The following is an 18,909-nucleotide window of genomic DNA, read 5'->3' as shown; positions in this document are numbered from 1 at the left end:
TCAAGGGTTATGCAGCCTTTAGAAAACCTTGATTACGCTGCGCTGCATCAAGGCTACACCAATTTAAATAATTGCTACTCCTGGCCATAAATCGCATATTAAGAGTTACGTTTTGTCTTTATTCGAACTACAATGAAGGAAATTGCATTGCTGTTATCAAGGTCTCAAATGAAAAAATGGTTGCTCTTTTTTATATGCTGTTTTACTACCATTATTGGATATACGGCCCCTCTTCCTCCTGTCCAAGTATTTCAGGTCAAGGTAGACCTCGTTGATCTCAACACCTTTACAATCGATTTCAAGATCAAACCACAGCATTTCTTATATTCTAATAGCATTAAATTGGAGCCTGAGCAAAATAACATCATGCAATTAGGCCCCCTGCGTCTTCCTCCCACCCTAGAAAAAACAGATAAGCGCGGGCAAAAATACACTGTTTTCCGAGATAAAGTTTCCATTCCTATAGCCATATTGGGTAATAATCCTGGAAAAACATCTCTACTATTAAGTTATCAGGGATGCTCTGATGATGGCTTTTGTTATCCTCCAGAAGAGCAAAAAATTCAGCTCGTTATTAATGACAAACTAGAGCTGAGCCACGTAAACCTGGCCAAAACAGAAAATAAGCCAGCAGCAACAACAATCCCTGGCCAATCCCAAAGTGAACTTAGCAAAGTTTTTGAAAGCCAAAACTGGGCTATGATCTTACTCACATTCTATGGCTTAGGGTTACTGTTATCATTTACGCCCTGCATTTTACCTATGGTTCCTGTTTTATCAGGAATTATCATTGGCCATGGAAAAGAAATTACGACGCGAAAAGCATTCTTTCTCTCCTTAAGTTATGTACTTAGCATGTCCGTTACTTATGCCATCGTAGGGGCAGTCGTTGCTCTGTTAGGCTCGAATCTGCAAATCAGTATGCAATCGCCATGGTCTATTGGTTTCTTAAGCATAATTTTTGTTCTGCTTGCCTTATCCATGTTTGGATTCTATGAATTTAAACTACCCAATTCCTGGCAAGCAAAAATTGGCAATACCAGTCGCAACCAACGCGGAGGGCATTATCTTGGTGCAGCAATCATGGGCTGTTTATCAACTTTGATCTTGTCCCCCTGCGTTACCGCCCCCTTAATCGGTGTATTAACTTACATAGCTCAAACTAAAAATGTTCTTTTAGGCTGCCTCACACTCTTAGTTTTAGGATTTGGTATGGGAACCCCCCTACTTCTAATCGGTACGTCTGCCGGAAAGTGGTTACCAGAAACCGGCGGCTGGATGAATACGATTAAAGCCTTCTTTGGCGTTCTATTCATCGCTGTTGCCATTTTGCTGATCTCACGTATTGCTCCAGCGGTAGTAAGCATGGCTCTATGGGCGAGTTTACTTATTTTTTCAGGTATTTATTGTGGAGCATTAGCTCATTCCTCAAGCAACCAGGAAAAATTTAGTCAAAGTGTAGGAATTATTTTATTAGTTTATGGCATCCTCATTCTAATTGGGGCGAGCATGGGCGCAACAAATCCCCTACAACCCTTAAACGTTTCCCAGGCAGCGAGCGTAATACCATCTAAGATAGAGCCTCATGAAGAACTGTCTTTAAACCAAATAAAGCAGAAGATTATCGCTGCTCGCGGGAAACCCGTGCTGTTGGATTTTTATGCGGATTGGTGCACTGCATGTAAGGTTATGGACGCTACGACCTTTCAAGATCCCAATGTGCAGACCGCATTAGAACAATTTGTCGTTCTGAAAGTAGATGTCACTAAGAATAGTGTTCATGATAAAAAAATACTAAATTATTTTAATGTAATCGCCCCCCCAACCTTTATATTTTTTGATGCCAAGGGCATGCAACATGATGAATTACTTGTGGTTGGTGAAGTATCTACAGATGAGTTTTTAACGAAGCTCAATCAAGTGGTTCAAGAATCTAAATAGCTAAGCAAGTACTGTAAGTCGGGCCCATGGCCCGACTTACAATTATTATTTTTTAGTGAGCGAGAACAAAACTACTGGCTTGTTCTTGCAATACACTAGCTGTTTTAGGAAGTGCATATCCGCAGCATTGCTCTGCATCAGGAAATTGATAATCTTCAGGTAAATTAACGTTCTTTTGGAAAATTAGAACTTGTTTACGATGCCCGCCTGCCTCGCTAATAGGGCTTTGATTACGTTTAAAGAAACGCACCAGTGGTAGTGGGGTATCCTCATCTAATTGATCTACCTGATAACGAAAGTCTTGGTTTAGGCTAACCAATTTATTTAACAAGGAATGAGCATATTCTTTCTGCTGGCTCTCATTTGGCAGCTCTTCATCTTCATTTAACTCAAGCCAGATTTCTAATTTATCCGCACCAGTTTCATCTTGGTAGGAATAAAAAGCTTTCTTTAAAACAATTTGCTCTAACTGTTCATCTGTTGTGACTGCGCGCTCTAATTCGGTAAACGCTAAGTTAGCTCCATTGAACACAACCGTTGAATCTCTCCCCCATACAAACATTAATGGAAGATTGGTTTTGGGTTTCTGGAACATCCCATATTTAGCTAAAAGAGCCTGGATGTCGCTTGATGCATACACACGACCTTTATCGCCTAAATTATAACGAATACGCGGAGAAGAACGATCATCTCGTGTACAGGTAAATAATAAGTTATCTTCATTATCACATTCCACATGATAGTTCATAGGATCATAATGAAACACCATGGGTAAGCCTTTGTTTTCGCCATACAGCTCTCGAGCAAGACCAGGATTCGTTTCAATCGCTTTACGCACTGATATTTCGTATTCCGTTTCAACACCTAAATTAATATCTAGGTCTGAAGCACCATAAGAAGAATAGATTTGATTAAAACCATGATTAATTAATTGATCGCGCATTGCTTCAGATATAGCTTGGCCGCCTACAATCCCAATCACAGAAAACTCATCAAAATTATATCCCTTCTCTTGGGCATAAGCGGTAAGATCTTTCAAGAATGGAGGATAACCCGCAATAATCATCTGGTTCTTTTCTTTATTTAATGCGTCCGCGATTGCCTTAATTTCTGATCGATAGCGTCGAATTATGAGCTGAGCACCTCCCTCCAATTGAGATACTGCTAAATCAAATTCCTCGGTAAACGTTGAAGTCCGTTTTTTTAACATCGCTTTTAAGGTGGTTTCAATTAAAGTAATAATTCCTTGTTTGTCCTCCTCCATTAAACTAGGATGTTTGCGCATGAACGCATCAACAGCAAGCTCCAATTGATGGCGCTCATAACGTGCATTGCTTACTAGTTTATCAAGAATCTTATCTTTATCAGGACCTGTAGCAAAGACGCTTCCAGTCTCACGCATTAACTCATAAGTAGTTAAACCTGTCGCCCATGGCCCAAGAGCAAAGGCATTAATATAGGATAAACGGCGCGCTCCAAATTGGATTCTAGCAGCCAACTGCAAAGACTTTTTAACTGTTTCCAGTTCTTGCTCTCCACGAACCCACTCTGTAGCTTTCCCCGTAGTTCCTGTTGAGGTATCTGTTTTATGGGCAACCGGATATTTTCCTCGTAAATGAGTATCTGAATCATTTTGCTGAAATTTAATATAATTATCTTTTGTCGTTTCAGGAATTTGTCGAAACTCAGTTTCAGATGTTGGCGTTCCGTTAAAGCGGACAAGATGATTTTTATAAGCAGGGACTTCTTTATATGCCTCATGAAAACGTTTTTTGGCAAGCACTTCCCCTGCCTCTAAAATTTCTGCTTCTTTACCTAAAAAAAGAAAGCGTATATTAATTAACTTGGTACTAACTATGGTTTTTTGGTAAAGCCAGCTCAGAAAAGAGCCTTTAAAGAAATCACTAAAACGGTTAGACCAGCTATCAACTAAACGCTGATTATATCTTCCTGCATGGCGTAGCCCTTCTGTTCCGGCTTTAATTTGCCGTTTCTTTTGCTCCATATCATCATTACTGTCACTAGCCCATAATTGCCGATTAAGTGCCGCTGACAATGCGTCATCTTGAAGGTCTTTATGAGCCTCTTCACCGAGATATTTAATCAAACTGTTACGATTAATACGAAACTCACGAAGCTCATATGCTCCTAATTCGTTAACTACTTCTGCTTGAAATTTAATGGTCTTATAAAACAGAGAAGCAAAAGAACTATGAAAGGTAACGCCATTTTTCCCAAGCACATCGCGCGGATTAGTTATACCATTCTTAAATAATAGTCTTTGACCATATTCATGGTGATTAAATAAAACAACGGGGCTATCAAGTTTATAAGCGGGCATATCCATTCCTATAAAATAAATTCGTCTTATTTTAATACATTTAGATTAATAAAATATTAAGAGAATGAATTGGTTAATTTTTCTATTTGGGGAGGAAGGATATTGAGCACTGCCCCCTGATCGTTGCAGTCAGGGAAGCGGTGAAAAGAAGAACAGGTTAAAATTTAATGCATATCCAGTCCGCGTGATAAACCAGGGATTTCAAAATCCTCTTGTTTAACTTCAGATTGGGTGAATGCTTCGCCTGCTTTAAATTCCTTGCCATCATGATGGTATAGTTTTCCATCCTTTGCATAAGCAGTAACATTTTTAGTTACGGGATCAAACATAATAAAAGAATCGCCTTTTTCAGCTTGCTTCATGAAAAATTTACTGCATTCATCTTGTGAACTAAATTTAAAACGAACTGAACCATCATCCTCGACCTTAGGCGCTTCATAATGCTCCTCACCTGCATATGCTTCGTTGTAGTCGGCAATAAGCTCCTCGATATTTTCGGCGCTCACCGAGACAGTCGTTGTATCAAGTTCAATTAATGTAGCTTCTAGCTCGGAAACAGGTAATTCAGCATCCTTAATGCGTCTGAACTTCAATCGCTTAAGTTCTTGCTCCTGTTCTTCCGTCAATGCTTCTGTTATTTTCTTTAATTCAATTAAACGCTTCAAATCTTCTTTTCGATTACCCATAATTTCTCCAAAGCAAAAATTTCTATTTAATAATACGCAATTTTTTATCACTTGATGAGCGTAATCTTTTTTTCTTTACTTATTTCTTACAAATACGTACGAGTGAAAGCAAGAGTAAAGTAAAATTTCTTAAACAGTCGACATTCCTATAGAGAAAGGGTATAATTCGTTCATTTTTTTTACAGTTAGAGTTTTATGAATCATAAAGTCGGTTTTGTTAGCTTAGGTTGCCCTAAAGCATTAGTAGATTCAGAACGAATCATTACTCAATTACGCGCTCAAGGTTATGAGTTGGTATCCAACTATGACGATGCAGGCGTGGTTGTTATTAATACCTGTGGGTTTATTGATAGTGCGGTTAAAGAGTCTTTAGATACGATTAAAGAAGCCATGGCAGAAAATGGTCGTGTTATTGTGACCGGTTGTCTTGGTGCGAAAGCAGATATTATCAAAGAAGCTTGCCCCGATGTATTACATATCAGTGGCGCCCATGCTTATGAAGAAGTAGTGAATGCGGTACATGAACATCTTCCGCCTCCAGCAGATCCCTTCATGCAATTAGTGCCTCCTCAAGGAATTAAACTAACACCCCGTCATTTTGCTTATTTAAAAATATCTGAAGGCTGTAACCAAAAATGTACATTTTGCATTATCCCCACCATGCGTGGCAAATTGCAAAGCTATCCTTTAGTTCAAGTGTTATCAGAAGCTAAAAAATTAAAAGAAGCAGGGGTTAATGAAATTTTAGTAATTTCCCAAGATACTAGTGCCTATGGCGTGGATACGCGTTATGAAGAGGTTAGCTGGCAAGGAAAAACTATCAATACCCGCTTTTATGATTTATGCAAACAGCTCGGCGAATTAGGTATTTGGGTACGTCTGCATTATGTTTATCCTTACCCGCATGTAGATGAAATCATCCCATTAATGCGTGATGGTTTGATTTTACCTTATCTTGATATTCCACTACAGCATGCAAGTTCACGCGTGTTAAAAGCAATGAAACGCCCTGCAAGCAGTGAAAATACCTTGATGCGTATCGCAGCATGGCGTGAGATATGCCCTGATATTACGTTACGCTCCACGTTTATTGTTGGTTTCCCAGGAGAAACAGAAGAAGAGTTTACTGAGCTGCTTAACTTCTTGGAAGAAGCACAATTAGATCGCGTAGGCTGTTTCAAATACTCGCCAGTTGAAGGTGCAAAAGCAAATGATTTAGCAGATCAGGTGCCCGAAGAAATTAAGGAAGAGCGCTATCACCGCTTTATGCAATTACAAGCTGAAATTAGCCGTAAGAAATTAGAGCAAAAAATTGGTAGCGTCCAAACCGTCCTGATTGATGAAATTACACCAGAGCACATCATTGCGCGTAGTAAAAGTGATGCCCCCGAAATTGATGGATTAGTTATTTTACCTCCCACTCCAGGAGTGAAAGTTGGTTCATTCGCTGAGGTACGCATTACTGACAGTGATGATTATGATTTATTCGCAGAATTCAATTAAAAAAGTAGGTAATAAATGACGGACTTAAAAATAGGCGAAGAAGTATGGATTATCAGTTTTGAAGTCGAAAATGATTTCTATTTGTTAGCTAAGCAGACGATTACTGAACTTTTAGAAGATCAGGTTGAATGTGAAGATGAATTTAATACTTTTCATGTATCTTACGATGATATCTATCGCAACAAAGCAGATGCATTTAATGCGATGATTGAACGTTTAACGCAAGTAAGAGATATAGATTAAATTGTAGCCTTGATGCAGCACTGCATCAAGGCTACGGTTATTCCGCATGCACTTTTAGCGTTACTTCAATATTACCGCGGGTAGCATTGGAATAAGGACAAACATGATGTGCTTTTTCAACGAGTTCTTCAGCGTCCTTTTGGTTTAAACCTGCAATAGTAGCTTCTAATACGACACCGAGTTTAAAACCCTTCTCTGGTGTTGGGTATAAGGAAACAGTTGCTTGCATGTGTGCGTCGCTTAATGGAATTTTTTGCATTTGAGCAACATAGCGAATAGCACTTTCAAAACAAGCGGCATAACCGGCAGCAAATAATTGCTCAGGGTTATTCCCATTACCGTTTCCACCTAGCTCTTTTGGCATTGCCAAATCTAATTTTAAAAGACCATCTGTTGTTTCTACATGCCCATTGCGCCCACCATGGGTTTTAGCTGTTGCAGTATAGAGTGCATTCATTTGTATAATCCTTTATATGTTAGGCTCGATCCAAAGATAGTTACAACTTATAACTTTGTCAACGGAATAAATACTGCTGATAAATAGCGGCAACCTGATGAGGAATATCCTCATCAATCTCAGTTCCAGGGCGTAACAATTGCAAATGCAATATATGATGATAATAGCGATATGCCTTTTTTAATATCAAGAATTGTTCTCTGCTTAAAATATTCGCTGCATATAACCGTGTTAATTGCCCTAAGGTTTGAGTCGAACGTGCCAATTCCGGACAACTAGAATCTAGCACTAAAAACTGCACTAAAAATTCTAAATCCAATAAGCCTCCAGGGATATGCTTCAAAGGCAAAGACTCCTGATGCTGTTCGATTCTGGCCCTCATGGCAATGACTTCGCTCTGCAAGATGCCCCTATCTCGTGATACAGACAATACTTGCCTTTTTAATTGTAAAAATGTCTGTTTAATTGCGGTATTACCCGTTAAGATGCGCGCTTTTAATAAAGCCTGATGCTCCCAAGTCCACGCTTGCTTTTTTTGATACTCCACAAAAGAATCCATATGACTCACGAGTAAACCAGCAGAACCAGAAGGACGCAATCGAGTATCAACTGGATATAAAACCCCTGATTGCAAACGCGTAGTCAGCATATGCAAAATTTTCTGAGTTAAGCGTGTGACTAATGCCTCATCCTCAGGTTTTACCGTATGCAAAAATACTAAATCCAAATCTGATGTATAACTCATCTCCCGACTACCCAATTTGCCATAAGCAATGATGGCAAAATGTGAGTGCATTTGTTCCATTTCCGGATAACGCAGGCTTAATTGCTCACTGGCTAAGCTCAAAACTTCGTTCACGATGACTTGTGCCACATCGGTTAAAAAACGCGCAATGCGTACCGAACTACAAAAACCGTAAAGTTCTGCGCGTGCAGCCATCAGCCAATTAGTTAACTTAAATTGGCGCAATAGCTCCTCTTTAGCCTCCATATCCGGATAATGCTTCAATTTTTCCCAAAGCAACTCCTGCAATTGCGAACGTGATAGCGGACGCCATTCTTGCCCTTGATCTAACAATACCTCTAATAAAAATGGCTGGCTTACCAGCAAGGAAGTAATAAAGGGGCTATGTGCAAACCAAAAAAGTAGCTCAGTTAAAACATGCGGATTTTCAGTTAATAAAGCCAGATAGGCGCTACGCCCCACAATATTTTCTAATAAATGCAAAACTTGTAATAGAACCTTCTCGGTATGATCCACCTGCGTTAATTCGGTTAACAGGAGAACCATAAAACGATCCAAACGCATACGCGCGCCTTGGGGAAGGCGGCGACAACGAGGACCATGACGAAACGCATGGATCATTTGATAACAATGTTCTGCATTGTCAAAATCTAAACTGATTAATAAATTAATCGCCATGCCCGTTTCAACATGCCCTTGCCAAAGACTTGCTAATTGATTCGCTAATAATCTTTTCTCATCTTCATAATAATCAACCTTTCCCATTACCGCATGGAACGCGTAGCTAATAATACGTTGATATTGATGAAGCCTCTCCAAAAGCTCATCCCAAGATGTAAAATCCATAGCTAAAGTTACTTGTGCTTTTTTTACGGGATCTTCAGGTAAGGAATGAATCTGCTGATCATTTTGGCTTTGCAGTATATTTTCAAGCCGTCGTAAAAATAAATAAGCCTGCTTTAACGCATCACTGTGATGCAATAAGCCCTCTTGTTTTAACACCGCAAGCGCTTCTAAGGTGCTTTGTGTTTGTAGTTGAGGTAAGCGGCCTCCACGAATAAGCTGAAAATTTTGAATAATGAATTCTACTTCTCTAATCCCTCCTCTCCCCCGCTTAATATCATCCAAACGAGGGTTAAGCTGCACTTCTCGCTCAATCATTGCTTTCATGCTACGCAATGATTCGATCACGCTAAAATCTACATAACGTCGATAAACAAAAGGGGTTATCAAACGCTCAAACCAAGGATGTACCTCATCAAGGGATGGAGAAATTACACGTGCCTTCACCATAGCATAACGTTCCCAATCACGTCCTTGTTCCTGATAATAAGTCTCCATTGCCGCAAGACTTGGAACTAAGGTCCCACTATCCCCATTAGGTCGTAATCTTAAATCCACACGAAAGATAAACCCTTCTGAGGTTATCGTTTGAAATAGTTGGCTAAATTGTTGCGCTACCTTATTAAAGTATTGCTGATTTTCAACAGGCTCTTCACCATCAGTTTCACCAGCCGCAGTGTAGGCAAAAATAAGATCAATATCGGAGGAATAATTTAATTCTCTTCCCCCTAACTTCCCCATTCCCAAAGTTAATAAAGTAACTTGATTTCCCTCTTTATCTCTAGGTATACCGTAACGAGAGGAAAGAGCATACTGACAATAATTCAATCCATGTAAAATGAGCGCATCAGCACAATCGGACCAGGAGCGTATAGCCTGTTCAGTGCTACAGAGCCCGGAGAGTTCCAACAATAATAATCGTAATAAATGAGTATGGCGAAATTGGCGCAATTCTCGTGCAAAATGAGCTTGCGGCAAGGTTAGGGATATATTGTCAATGGCTTGAAAATATTCTTCACGCATTAATGGTGCAGCACAATTATCAGTAGCTAAAAGTTGCTTTAGCAGCGCTACTTGCTTACCTGCATAATCGCTTACCACAACCAGTTCTTTTACCACATCGATTAACGGATGTGATAAATCCGAAAAATGCTTTTCAATAAACCATGATTTAGATTCGCGTAACTCGGAAGTATCTATTGACATAAATTGGATTCTTATCCTGAATTCACATTAATAATGAAATTTTTCATTCCCAAAACTAATATCTCGTTATAATCTATAAAAATCAATAATTATTCAGTGAATTAAAATGAATTTCTTTCGTCGTCTTTTGCTTGCCAGCATTAGTTTTTCTTCAGCATTATTTGCAGACGATCTGCCCGTCTTAAATATTGGAACTGAAAACTTTAACCCGCCCTTTGTAATGCGAGGTTCAAAAAATGAAATTTATGGCTTTGACATCGACTCAATGAATGCCTTGTGCAGAATAATGGGGCGCACCTGTCGCTATCACATCATGCGTTTTGATGCACTTTTAGATGCGGTAGCCAGAAAACAAATTGATATGGCCATGAGCTCCATTACCATCACTCCAGAGCGAGCCAAAATAGTAAACTTTAGTCTGCCTTATCTGCTTAGTTATTCGCGCTTTGTCACCACCCCCAAGGTAAAAACCGAACCTTTTACCTTAGAGTTTCTACATGGCAAAAGGATTGGTTTGGAAACTGGAACGATATTTGAACAAGAATTAAATACCATGGGAGTTAAAAACCCGAAGATCAAATACTATATAACCGTATCAGACCAACTCACTGGTTTAAATAGAGGTGAAGTAGACATTATCTTACTGGATAACCCAACGGCGAATTATTGGGCTGCGAATTCCTCCGATACCTTCAAGTTAGCTGGCCCACCGTATATGTATGGCTATGGACTTGGTATTGCAGTAAATCCAGGGGAAGGGGCATTATTAACAGCGCTCAATCAAGCCTTGTTACAATACCAAGGTTCGCCTGAATATAAACAAAATTATGATAAATATTTGTTGGAGTTTTAACAGCTCATTCCAATTTGATTTAGTTGCCATTTTCAAAAATAGCCTGGTTGCTGGCAACCAGGCTATTTTATTTTAAGGGATGTCTCACACGCAAATAGTTTTCATTAATTGCTCATCTTCGGAGCTAGCCGACCTTCGTATCAAACTCATATTCTTCATAAGATGAGATTGGACCAAACTCATTAGATTACATACCCTTGCACTACAATCATGAAATAATTCCACCTGAAACTTTTGCAATGTCTGATTACTTAATACCGCCCGGGCTAATATTTCCAGATGCTCAGAGCTCAAATTACAGTCTATTAATGAAATAACCTCCACTGAGGTATTTTTTCTTATAATTTTCTCTAATCGTACAACATCATCGTGGGTCATGGGAAAGGTATCAAATTCAGCTACTTTTATTCCGCTGTCTCCATCTTCCAACATTTTGAATAAGCGCTGCTTTCCAGTCATAGGCTTCTTATCAAAGAAGCCCCCCTGTTTTTCAGACATAAATAGCTCCTACGTTAATCCATACTTCACTTCATGAGGAGAAGCATGGTCTTTAATTATCGTTTTAATATGCTCTAAACTACGATTCAAACCACTTTGGGTTAAAACACCATAGGTCTTACCCATTTTCTTTTCTAAATCTAAATTTTTATTCACCGTATTAGCAACCAAAATCTCTAGCTCATCGGGTGCTTTCACCAATTCTACTTGATGATTAAATTCTATTGCCAAAGACAATTTCTCTTTAGTTAAATGGTTATTGCGGAACGCTCTACTGATAAAGTTTAAACCACCATTATTACTGCCTCGGGCATTGATGTATCGGTTCATTTCCAACCTAACCTTATTTAGCAATGCCGGATCAATGAGCGCGTTGCCTAAGTGGGATAAACTGGATTTAGGTAAAGAATTTTTCCGCTCTAATGGCTTATCTAAATAATGAGGCACATAATGCTGGCTGAAATAATGCAGATAACTCTCCCATGCTGCATCATGACGTGCTGCAAAATCAGGATCAATACGTTCTTGCTGAGCAAAAAATTGATGATAGTTTGGCGGGGGAGCTAATTTACCTTGCTGTGGAACATGAACCTCATAACCTGGCACCAAATCTAATGCATAGTGTGCAGGAGCTATCACCTCATGAATACTGTGAAATCCCGCAGCAACAATATAAACCATTATCGCAGTTAAATAATTCTTTTTTAAAATCTCAGTGGGAAAATTAGCTAGAATTTCCATTTGTCCTAAAAGCACACTCGTCATGCCCGAGGGGCCTGAAACGTAAACCGCATCATTTTCGATGAGATCAAGAACATATTGAGACTTAAGGTTAGCTCCTTGTGCCTTGCAATCGGCAGTCCAAATCGAATGATGTGTAGGTAGGCCAATTTCATATTCCTCTTGCCCCCGACCCAATAAACCTAATTGCTGTGTCCCTTCCTCATCAAAAGCATTAGGCATCTTCCCGCGATTATCAAGTACTTTGTATAAGGGAGAGCTATACATCAGAACGTCGGGAATATAACCTCTACAGAACGTCCCCAGAACAGGATCCTTTAACCCCTCAGAAAAAAAGGTTTCCATAGGTCCGCGCCAAATTTTGGCTACAATTTCAGCCATTTTTCCTACAGGCTTTCGTTCTATTCCCGTTATAGGAAACTTGCGTATAATGCCTTGAGCAAATTTATAATGAATATGCATTATTTCAGCTAATTGTTCAGGTTTATTATCTACCAATATTTTTTTTATGTCTTCAAGGGTGGGATTTTCTTCTGCACCAAAAGAAATAACATGATAATTTCGACTGAATAAGTCAATGTAAAAAGACCAATCAAACTTATCTTGAAGCAAGCTTAATTGCTCGATAACACGAAGAATTTGCTCAGAAACTGCTTGTATCGCCTCCATCATTGCCTTGGTTGGCTTGCGAAACAAAATTATAGCTAGCTCAGACTCCCAGCGCCGCGCCAATGGATTATCAAATTTTTCTTTAATCGTTTGTTGATACGCATTATTTAGAATATCCGAACTTAGTTTCCTGAGTAAAACATCCTCATCCAGAAAAATATCGTCTTGAGTTATAAGCTCTTCAATAAGTTCTGCGATAAAATTTAGATCTTGCTCATGATTTTCCATAGCAATTTTTAGATGACCAATGCAAGCATTGAACAGACTAAAGGTAGTATTTGTTACATCAGAAGCGCTAGTTACATGTCGTTTGCTTAACTGCGTTAGCAATAAAATAGCGTACGAATAAGCTTCCGTCCTCGATTTGAAATTCATAATCAACTACCGACTATTAGTCATTTTTCACTGTGACCAGATCACGACCACTTACAAACCAGGATTTATACATCAAGACCTTTTTTTATGCTAGTTATTTTTTGCAATCATATTTCACCGGTAAAATGTATTTGTCCTAATAATTAGGATACAATTATTAGCATTTTTCAGTATCTTAACTGTATTTTTGCTTAGAAAAAGCACAGTTGAGAAAAGGACTTCTCATGAAAAAATATTGGTACTTAATTTACATCGTTTTTTGTTTTTATTTATTACTCAGCGTTCCTAGCACGGCTGATTCTGCTGCCTCAAAAGAAATTAATCTCAGCAAAGATACAACGTCCAAACGCTCGATTATAATTCCTCGTAAAGTACATCACTTTACTTTAATTTTTAAAAAAACAGCAAATATTAAAGACCTGTACTTAACAGCACCCGGTGGCAGCAAATATTCGCTAGCTAAAGAGGATAATGGAATCTTAGCTACTGTAAATTATGAAGTAGTACAAATGAAAACCCCTACAGCGGGAGAATGGATTTTATCTGGTCCAGAAGAACAATTACAGCAAGTCTTTATACTAACCAATCCTAATATAGGAACTAACTTTACCAGTGGAACCTATTTTATTGGCGAGCTACTCCCCTTAAACGGTTACCTTGAGCAAGAGGGACAGCCCATTAAATCCGATATGGCTGCCCAAGACCTAAAAATGAATTTTCAATTTACTAATGACGAACATAATTTCCCTTATGTAATTCCCTATGACAAAAATGGCGTGTTTTCAAATGCCTTTATCTTAAATATTCCTGAGGGAACTTACAAAGCAATTCTCAAGACCGAAGGAACTTACATTAACCAAAAAAATGAATACCAAGCGTTTATCAAACCCTCTCCCTTCGAGCAAATGCTAAATGCAAAGCATGATTCATTGATGATTCAGCTGCAACATCCTGACGTGATCAATCCAGAAAGTGTCAAGCTCAAAATTATCTACAAAGATAAACCGACAAGAACGTCATTCAAGATGACTAAAGAAGGCTGGGTCGCGGATTTATATTATTTATGTGAACGACGTGGTTTTTCCGAAGACAACGTTATCGTGCAAATTAGCGCCCAGATGGTAGGTGGCCGCAACGTTCTTTTTAAATTTCTGCTCAATGGAAAAGTTTGTTCCCCAGATTATAAGCCACCAGCTGCTACAGTAGATGCTAAAAAGTTATTAGAAGAAGAGGTAAAAAGAAAGCGACACGCAAAACGTGTATTAATCATTATCGTATCAGTAATTATTATTTTGATTATAGCTATGATTCTAGCATTTTGGCTGTGGGCAAAACGTAAAAAGAAAAAGAGTGATGAGGATATCAACATTGAAGGTTCAGATGTGTAAAGGGCTGCTGCTTGTAACCAGGGTAAAAATTCCTGGTTGCAAGCAACCAGGCTACACGAGTGCTAATTTTAATGTAAGGTATTACCCTGGGTAATGCAGCGCGTAATCACCTGGCGAGTCACGAAATCCCCCTGACTCTCCCCATACAATAGGTAAAAATGCTTTGCTAAGTTAAGAACCCATCCGGATAGGCAAAAATTCATGCGCTTTTCCGCAGTATCAACAACAATTTCAAAAAGCCCTAATGAATTGCTATCTCGCTCACTAGCATACTCTTCCATAATTACACGTGCAGTATCTAAATCTCTGTCTCTGGTAGGCCAATTTTGACTCATATTATTCTTCCTAAAAAGCATGATTAGGTCTCAGTAATATTCAAATTACACGAGCAGAAATGCGTAAGCATTATCCCATATCTTGAGCAAATACTCAATATTGAGATTAATTTTTGAGCGATTAATCGGTTAGCAAAAATAAGTATATAAGCTCGGATTAACCTGACTTTATCTAGTTTCCATATAGAATGTTTTCCTAGAACAGCATATGATATATGCCATTACCAAACTTAAAAAAGCACAACATGACTTATCAAATATTACCCTCCATGCTCTCTGCTGATTTAACTCGTCTTGGCGAAGAGGTAGACGCAGTGATGCAAGCCGGGGCCGACTTTATTCATTTTGATGTCATGGACAATCATTATGTCCCCAATCTAACTTTCGGGCCCGCATTTTGTAGTGCATTACTAAAACGTTTCCCCAATTTACCTATTGATGTTCACCTCATGGTTGAACCTGTAGATGCCTTAATCGAAGCTTTTGCTAAAGAGGGAGCAAAACGAATCAGTATCCATCATGATGCCACCATTCATTTGGATCGCAGCCTACAACTAATACACGATTTAGGGTGTGAGGCCGGCCTAGTACTAAACCCTGCCACCTCGATTGATGTACTTACCTGGTGTGCGCATAAATTAGATTTTGTCTTGGTTATGACGGTAAATCCTGGATTTGGTGGGCAAAAATTGATTCCAGAAATTATTAATAAAATAACACAAATCCGTCAATCTTACCCACAACTCGATCTCTGTGTTGATGGCGGTGTTAGCATCCAAAACATTGCGGACTTAGCGCGTGCAGGAGCCAATCAGTTTGTTGCTGGTTCTGCCGTATTTAACAGCGATGACTATAAAAAAACGCTCGCAACCATGCGTGAACAATTAACTACAATTTAATGCCAACGAAAGATCATTTATGAAAAAAATACTCATCTTACTATATGGACTTATCAGCGCGCAAACAAGCCAGGCCCTTACTGGCGCAGAATATATGGAGCGCTTTAATACCTATGTTACTTTAAGTCAGAAATTACCAATTACCCCAACGCCCATCTTCCTTGAATTTGTTAAAGGAACCACTCCCCTTTCCAATAAATTACGCGAACGTTGGCTTTATGAGTTAGCCAGAACGAAAGATTGGACCACCTATAATCAATATTATCAACCATCAAATGATTTAAATCTCGTCTGTTATGAGCAAATTGCAAAGTACAACTTAGGTGCTCATCAAGAAGCCTTAAACGATTCAATTCCCGTATGGCTTAGTGGAGAATCCAGACCTGCGGCCTGTAATAACTTGTTTGATCTCTTAATGCATGATGAGAATTTTGATCAAAATTTAATTAGCCAACGGATTGCCCTCGCTTTAGACCGACGCAATATCCAGTTAGCACGTTATTTATTAAAACAATACAAAGCCCCACATCCAGCAGATATTCAAGCCCTAAATACTGTAGTACAAAACCCAAGCGCGATTAGCAAGCTTAGTTCTGGCGGGCTAAACGGCGAATTTTACCTTTATGGTTTAAAGCGTATGGTTTCCGTCAATATGGATAAAGCGCTGCAATTATGGCAACAAAACAAAACATCGAAACTTTTAAACCAAGCACAACAGCAAGAATTTCTCGCCCATGTTGCTTTGTATAAAGCAATGCGCAACAGTGAAGACACATCTGAATGGTTTGCGAAAGTTACCCCGCAGTATTACAACGATACACTGCTTGACTGGGAAATACGTTATGCCTTAAAACGTAAAAACTGGAAAGAGGTAAACACCTTAATTAATAACTCTAAAAATAAAGAAACACCCTGCTGGCAATATTGGTTAGCGCGTTCATTGGAAGAACAGGGTAAAACCGCTGAAGCACGAGCAATTTATGAGCCTTTAGCAAAGAGCAGACAATATTATGGTTTCCTTGCCAGCTTACGTATTAAACAAACTCCAAACTTTGTTAATGAAGCACCCGTGCAAAACTTGGATGTATTAAAACCCTATCAAGCATTTCTAGATCAGGTAAAAACGCTGTATCTAAGCAAAAACACCCTACCTGCATCACGCTTATTAAATGATTTTATTAGCGAGTTGCCAAAGGACGAAGCGAGCGCTCTGGTTTATTGGATTGATACGAATTTGCAATGGCATGGCAAATCAGTGTACCTGAGCAATACAGATCAGTTGAATAACCAGCTTATCTTGCGATTCCCCCTCGCTTATAAAACCGCGATCCAACAATACTCAAAAAAATATGCAGTATCCCCAGAATTTATTTATGCTATTATCCGCCAGGAAAGCGGATTTAGAGAGGATGCCACCTCCTCTGTTGGCGCACGGGGGTTAATGCAGGTCATGCCATATACTGCAGGAGTGGTTTCTAAAGCAGATAGAATCACCTACCAAAATAAGGATCAATTGTTTTTATCTGAGAAAAACATCAACATTGGCGTGGCCTATTTAAAACAATTGGCCAAACGATTTGATAATCATCCAATTCTCATGGCAGCAGCCTATAATGCAGGTCCGAAACAAGTAGTTCATTGGTTAAAAACTCATCCTCCAAAGGAAATTGATGTTTGGATTGAAACATTGCCTTGGCAAGAAACACGTAACTACTTGAAAAACGTGATGGCATTTTATGTGGTCTATCAATATAGGTTAAATCAAAAACCAAATCTTGCTCGTTTCTTAGAACCTTTATAAGGTTTAGGAAATTGTTTAATGAGGTGTAAGTTGAGATCCGGCTCGATGCATTGTTGGGGCATGGGTCCAACCGACAATTTATGAATATAATTCTTAAATTAGCTCCAATATTTTTTATTTTAACCCCTCTTGACTATATACAGAGAGAGGTTAATCTTTTGACTATTTTTTCACCATATGGATATAGATCATGTTAAAAAACTGGCAAAAAAAATTTCCACAAAGCTTTAAAGAACATCCAAACCTTTTTACCGAATTAACGTATTCAGAACAAGAAGTACTATCTGAACTCTTGGTGAAACTTGATGCATTAAAATTATTAAATGAGCAGTCAATCAATGGTATCTTGGATAATGCCGCCCATGCTGCTGAATATCTTGAACTTATAACAAACATGCTAAAAGCTGGAATAAATATTGAGATTGTTCCTACCCTTTTCTCACAATCCATTGCTGCAGATGGATTAAGCCGTGCACTCACATTATTTAATCTTAGTAGTTTTGTTTACAACGAAGAGCTTTTACCAATGTTCAGTGTGTTAACCAAAGTACTTGCAAACCCTTTATGTCAAACCATTTTTGATGCACGGCTCCGATCTTTTTCAGATTACACCATCCCCGATGAACCATTACTCCCTCAACATGCAAATCAGCTCATTCAGCAACTTTATAATGTGAAGGATGAGGAAAATAGAATACGAACATTTTTTAATTTTTTAGCACAGTTCCGCCCGATTCCTTGTAGTCAGAGATACCTTACAGAAACGAAGAGTGCCACCCAAGTGGCTGTAGCCTTAGAGCTATATTGTGTAGAAAAAATTAAAGCAATTAAGACCTATCAAGACTGTATAGAAGTAACGGAAATGATATACATATTACAAACAAAAGGAGGCGACAAGACTCATTTTGATGCAATTAAATACCGCGTCGCGAGTGATCTAGAAGCAGAAAATTGGGCATCAACTAAAAATTATGATCAACTCATGAATGAGATATGGGAGGCACTTGATCAGCCTCAAACCGATTTGCGTGATTTTTCTTCTCTAGATGAGAAGAGCAATAGAATAAACAAATTGGTAACAACCGCTATTAATGCACCAACGTTATTGTTCATGCAACAAACGTCAACAAATAGATCCAATGATCAAAAAACAGACAGGACAACCTATTCACTCAGCCAATAAGTATTGCAACTTATCAATAAGTTGAAACAATGCTCCGGTGCTTGTATCACAATAACGCTCAGGATGTTTTTTTCCCAAGCCCATTGACAAATCAATGGGCATTTCTTGTAACTATTTGATTATATTAACTTTAAAATAATACAACAATAAAACTCTTTACACCAAAATTTGTTTCTGTTAACAATAATTCGCCCGTCAGTAA

General features: G+C 38.7%; 15 protein-coding genes. 8 read left to right on the top strand and 7 right to left on the bottom strand.

Annotated elements, in window-relative coordinates; translation table 11 throughout:
* The first annotated feature begins 168 nt into the window (after positions 1 to 168).
* On the top strand, positions 169 to 1,941 hold the full coding sequence (gene dsbD, locus J2N86_RS04740; RefSeq protein ID WP_252581227.1) for a protein-disulfide reductase DsbD: 1,773 nt from the start codon (positions 169 to 171) through the stop codon (positions 1,939 to 1,941).
* Positions 1,942 to 1,993: 52 nt separating this feature from the next.
* Here dsbD and J2N86_RS04735 read toward each other — a convergent pair whose 3' ends face one another.
* Positions 1,994 to 4,282, bottom strand: a complete 2,289-nt coding sequence (locus tag J2N86_RS04735; RefSeq protein ID WP_252581225.1) for a phenylacetate--CoA ligase family protein — start codon at positions 4,280 to 4,282, stop codon at positions 1,994 to 1,996.
* Positions 4,283 to 4,446: 164 nt separating this feature from the next.
* On the bottom strand, positions 4,447 to 4,968 hold the full coding sequence (locus J2N86_RS04730) for a hypothetical protein (protein WP_252581223.1): 522 nt from the start codon (positions 4,966 to 4,968) through the stop codon (positions 4,447 to 4,449).
* Positions 4,969 to 5,163: 195 nt separating this feature from the next.
* On the opposite strand from J2N86_RS04730, the gene rimO reads away from it, so the two are divergent.
* Entirely contained in the window at positions 5,164 to 6,471 is a 1,308-nt protein-coding gene (gene rimO, locus J2N86_RS04725; protein ID WP_252581221.1) for a 30S ribosomal protein S12 methylthiotransferase RimO, read from the top strand.
* A 15-nt stretch (positions 6,472 to 6,486) separates the two neighbouring features.
* Positions 6,487 to 6,714, top strand: coding sequence for a hypothetical protein (locus tag J2N86_RS04720; RefSeq protein ID WP_252581219.1), 228 nt, complete (start codon positions 6,487 to 6,489; stop codon positions 6,712 to 6,714).
* Positions 6,715 to 6,751: 37 nt separating this feature from the next.
* Here the strand turns inward: J2N86_RS04720 and J2N86_RS04715 are convergent, their stop codons facing one another.
* Together J2N86_RS04715 and glnE are read right to left on the bottom strand one after the other, a co-directional pair.
* Entirely contained in the window at positions 6,752 to 7,171 is a 420-nt protein-coding gene (locus tag J2N86_RS04715) for an organic hydroperoxide resistance protein (protein WP_252581218.1), read from the bottom strand.
* A gap of 58 nt (positions 7,172 to 7,229) precedes the next feature.
* Positions 7,230 to 9,965: a bifunctional [glutamate--ammonia ligase]-adenylyl-L-tyrosine phosphorylase/[glutamate--ammonia-ligase] adenylyltransferase gene (gene glnE / locus J2N86_RS04710; protein WP_252581217.1), complete on the bottom strand. Its 2,736-nt coding sequence runs from the start codon at positions 9,963 to 9,965 to the stop codon at positions 7,230 to 7,232.
* 106 nt (positions 9,966 to 10,071) lie between these two features.
* On the opposite strand from glnE, the gene J2N86_RS04705 reads away from it, so the two are divergent.
* Complete coding sequence (locus J2N86_RS04705) at positions 10,072 to 10,818, top strand: transporter substrate-binding domain-containing protein (RefSeq protein WP_252581216.1); 747 nt, start codon at positions 10,072 to 10,074, stop codon at positions 10,816 to 10,818.
* Between the two features lie 84 nt (positions 10,819 to 10,902).
* On the opposite strand, the gene J2N86_RS04700 is transcribed toward J2N86_RS04705, so the two are convergent.
* Positions 10,903 to 11,316: a FimB/Mfa2 family fimbrial subunit gene (locus tag J2N86_RS04700; protein ID WP_252581215.1), complete on the bottom strand. Its 414-nt coding sequence runs from the start codon at positions 11,314 to 11,316 to the stop codon at positions 10,903 to 10,905.
* Positions 11,317 to 11,325: 9 nt separating this feature from the next.
* On the bottom strand, positions 11,326 to 13,101 hold the full coding sequence (locus tag J2N86_RS04695; RefSeq protein WP_252581214.1) for a hypothetical protein: 1,776 nt from the start codon (positions 13,099 to 13,101) through the stop codon (positions 11,326 to 11,328).
* Positions 13,102 to 13,325: 224 nt separating this feature from the next.
* Here J2N86_RS04695 and J2N86_RS04690 point away from each other — a divergent pair, with 224 nt between their 5' ends.
* Positions 13,326 to 14,489, top strand: coding sequence for a hypothetical protein (locus J2N86_RS04690; protein ID WP_252581213.1), 1,164 nt, complete (start codon positions 13,326 to 13,328; stop codon positions 14,487 to 14,489).
* A 68-nt stretch (positions 14,490 to 14,557) separates the two neighbouring features.
* Here J2N86_RS04690 and J2N86_RS04685 read toward each other — a convergent pair whose 3' ends face one another.
* Positions 14,558 to 14,824, bottom strand: a complete 267-nt coding sequence (locus tag J2N86_RS04685; RefSeq protein ID WP_252581212.1) for a hypothetical protein — start codon at positions 14,822 to 14,824, stop codon at positions 14,558 to 14,560.
* A 245-nt stretch (positions 14,825 to 15,069) separates the two neighbouring features.
* Here J2N86_RS04685 and rpe point away from each other — a divergent pair, with 245 nt between their 5' ends.
* From rpe to J2N86_RS04670, 3 genes are all read left to right on the top strand, one after another.
* Positions 15,070 to 15,723, top strand: a complete 654-nt coding sequence (gene rpe, locus J2N86_RS04680) for a ribulose-phosphate 3-epimerase (RefSeq protein ID WP_252581211.1) — start codon at positions 15,070 to 15,072, stop codon at positions 15,721 to 15,723.
* 19 nt (positions 15,724 to 15,742) lie between these two features.
* The gene (locus J2N86_RS04675) at positions 15,743 to 17,524 is read left to right on the top strand and encodes a transglycosylase SLT domain-containing protein (RefSeq protein WP_252581210.1); all 1,782 of its coding nucleotides are present in this window, start codon (positions 15,743 to 15,745) and stop codon (positions 17,522 to 17,524) included.
* Positions 17,525 to 17,714: 190 nt separating this feature from the next.
* Positions 17,715 to 18,707 carry a hypothetical protein gene (locus J2N86_RS04670; protein WP_252581209.1) on the top strand — a complete coding sequence of 331 codons (993 nt, stop codon included), beginning with the start codon at positions 17,715 to 17,717 and terminating at the stop codon, positions 18,705 to 18,707.
* The last annotated feature ends 202 nt before the right edge of the window (positions 18,708 to 18,909 follow it).

The organism is Legionella lytica (assembly GCF_023921225.1).
GTDB classification, from domain to species: Bacteria; Pseudomonadota; Gammaproteobacteria; order Legionellales; family Legionellaceae; genus Legionella; species Legionella lytica.
This window is presented reverse-complemented; position numbering and strand designations above follow the sequence as displayed.